Source organism: Candidatus Cloacimonadota bacterium (assembly GCA_020532355.1).
GTDB lineage: Bacteria > Cloacimonadota > Cloacimonadia > Cloacimonadales > Cloacimonadaceae > UBA5456.
Map to the genome: position 1 here is coordinate 1 of JAJBBD010000169.1, position 3,570 is coordinate 3,570.

2 protein-coding genes are annotated in these 3,570 nt (G+C 39.4%); both read right to left on the minus strand.

The window, feature by feature from the left end; translation table 11 throughout:
* On the minus strand, positions 1 to 3,123 hold a 3,123-nt coding region (locus LHW48_06215), incomplete at its 3' end, for a carboxypeptidase regulatory-like domain-containing protein (protein MCB5260053.1).
* Between the two features lie 235 nt (positions 3,124 to 3,358).
* Positions 3,359 to 3,570: hypothetical protein (locus LHW48_06220; protein MCB5260054.1), on the minus strand; the 212-nt coding region annotated here is incomplete at its 5' end.

Sequence of the window (3,570 nt, forward strand, 5' to 3'; positions counted from 1 at the left end):
ATCGATGCAGGGGGACATGATAGTGTCATTCCAAATAGGCACGAAGTTCGTATTCAGCATGGGATTACATAAATGGTTATACAATGGCTCATCAGGGTCTGTAGTATTGAGCACGAAGCTTGCTTCTGCGGTAGTTACATTATACAAGATATTGTGTTCAAATATCGCCGGATGATAGCCAATGCTCTTACTTACTCTACAGATATTCGGTACATTACTCATAAATACATTATTGCGGAATTGAATATCCTGGATTGAAGGGTCGCTGCAAATTTTGAATTTAAGGATAGTACGTGTATTACTTCCGGCGTTTACCGTGTAGGAGATAGTATTGTTTTCAAATATAATATCACTGCAAGGGTTGCTCGGTTGGCTTTCGTACGACTTCAGACCTACGGAGCTGCCCTGCTCACCTTCAAATACGTTATGCCGTATTTCAGTATTCGACGCAAGGTACACCGACAGGTCTTTCCCTTTCATCCCAAATGTCTCACTACTGCTTACTAATGCATTATCCTTGAAGTTGTTATTGCTAACAACAACTTCACCGAGACCTGTAACGACCAAAGCTCCTGCTTCTCCACCAGAATTGCCTTCAAATAAGCAGTTATTAACTTTTACCATACCCTGACTGTCGTTGCGAACAAATATGCCGCCCGTAAGGTAGCTTGAATATGGGGTATAGTATGAACCATTGATGGAGTTGTTGATAAATGTACAATTCTCAATTATTCCTGCTCCTTCAAAGTGGACAGCTGCCGCACTGACATCTGGAAAATTATGTGCATTATTTCCACAATCTTCAAAACGGCAGTTAATTACATTCAGCGTTATGTGCCCATTGTAAGGTAATGTAGATGAGTCCTCGTAATAGTCCTTGTATATCAGTCCCTTCTCAAAGCCGGATATCTTAAGATTATTGATCGTATAGACGGCATTATCGATTTGGTCAATCTCTGATATGAGTAATCTTATCCCACAACTATTGCCACTTAGTGTAACATCCCCAATTCCTTCCAGAGTAAAGTTTTCGACTCCAGCCGCCGTCAGCCAAAATAAGTTTAGATCATCGTCGTATGTTCCAGAGAGTACTTTAATTTTTACTGGTTCTGAGTTATAAGCTTCAGTAGAGCAGAAATTATATACCTGGAGCAGGGCCTCTGATATTGAAGAGAAAAACGTTGGATTACTTACACTCACGATTATATTGTTCAGATTGAACTTACTAAGAGTGGTATTAGGCAGTTCAGCGTTTCCAAGGTGGTTTGGCTGGATTGAATGCGTTTGTTTAGAGCTATAGTAACCATCCCCTGCTATAGTAATCTGGTATTCACAGGGACTTAGGTAGAACAAGGGGAACGAGTATTCACCTAGTTCATTACTTGTAGTGTAATATGTCTCGTTAGTTTGAATATTTTTTACCGATATTGTTGCTCCAGGGAAGGCAATCGCCTCTGAATATACAGTTCCGCTTGCGTAGCCAATAGATCTGAGTTCCGTGCTGTTCAGCTTATCCATCATCCAGCTTGCAGCATCTGCAGGTATGGTATTATGGTACTGTGGAGTAGATGATATATAATAATCATCAAAGGGAGTTGAAAAGCTTGCAGGCAGCGGACTATTGAAGTGTCCATAGGTAAAGGGGGTGCTCTCGATGCACAGGCTTGAAATTGTAGGTACCATTGGCGGTATGTAGCTTAGTGATAATACGAGGTGTACTTTAGGCATGCTAATATACTCATCAAGAAAGTCCCACCAGTTATCACGATCAAGAACTTCGGTGTATTTCTGTCGGATCGGGACTAATGATGCCGGAGTTTTATCGTACCATGTCGAAGGTATATTAGTAACATTTCCAGAATCGAGCCTTAACCCACCCCATCTAAGCTCCCAACCAATATTTGCGAAGTTGTTGTTGTTATTTACATTACCAGAAAGAGTATTCGATCCTAGGGCAAGAGCGTATTTATGCACTAAGTTCTGCTTGTGTGGATAGCCAGTACCGTTTAAAAGTTCTTGACCACCACTGTCTGAATTGTTCAAGATTCCAAAAATCTCTCTATATTCTTCACTTCCAGTGCTTACATAGGCATTTGTCCCAAATATATTATTCCGGATCATCTGTTTTGCTGCAGGTGATTGGAAGATACGCTCAATCATTAATTCTAAGCTTTCAGGTAATATTTCTTGAGTTAGTTCACTATTTAAACTACTCTGAGCATTATCATTAATCAAAATTCCTCTGTGGGGGGAATCCAAGGTTATCAAGAAATTGCTAAAATGAGGTAAGTTCGCTTCTTCAGCATAACTCAGGGCCAATCTTGCCAGAATCCCGCCCATTGAATAGCCGATTATCTTTATGGGTTCAAGGGTCGAATTCATATTGCTTGAAAGAGTTTGGATGTAATTCAAGGCGGCAAGAACGCTCTGAGAATTATCGATCAAGCTATCTTGATTCGAACTGCCAAAGGTAAGCACGAAGACGTCATACCCATCGTCAAGCAGCTCAATGAAAAAATTCTGATTCATACAAATTATTGAGGCTGCTGCAGTCGACCCCGTGAGGGCGAAGCCTTCAATGAACAAAAGTGGTTTACGAGCTAAGCCAGCATTGTCGGACATTTGATAAGTCAACTTGATTTCCTCATTTTCTATCAATGTCGCCTGTTCATTACATAATTGGCTTACCGTAATATCGAAAGGTATGTCACGATAATGAGTATCATCAATACGATATAACTTAAGAATCAGCGAATATGTCGCTCCTTCATCAGGAACATCATAAGAATGGTCAAGATAATTGGTATATCTATTTGCGATATCATGTTCATCATCACCAAAATACAGTTTTTTAATAAAACCGTTTATTTCATCATCAAAGAAAAACCGAATGGTGTTATGATGAAGTACATCCGTAATCTCAGCCCCATCTAAAGAGACAGGTATTACTACTTTATCCTGATTTGTAACCATATAGTTGCCGAAGCTATAGCCATTTCTTTCTTTCATAAAACTGGGAATACCGGACATATATTCAGTCGCGGTTGGCATTGAGTATAATGGGCAGGAAAGTATAATCAATATTATTACATTTACTATAGCTAATTTAAATAGTATTTTCATCTTATGCCTTCTTAATGAATGGTTGAATGTTGCATTACCCCCCCCCCCCCATTAGATCAAATAGTTCACAATCTGCTAATGTATTGTCAGCAGATCTCAGTTGCGTTCCTAAGAGCGATGTGGATTTACAAGTATGTGCAGACATCTTATTTCTCCTGTCTTGTTTGTAGGCAAGCAGATATCATGGTTGTATAAAGTTCAATGTCTTTATGCAAACATTTCCGCTGTTGCCAAATTACCCGTTCATTGATTCACGTGAGCCGATTAACCGGCTACTTAATACACTATCTATATTCTGCTTCATCCTCAAAAAAAGGAATCCACCTATAAATTCTATGGAACAGATACCCATATCAGATGAAACGTAAACAAGATCTATTTCCATTACAAGCTCCATGATTACAGTAAACATAATCTTGTTTTTTATGTCAAGCTCAATTTCTGCAG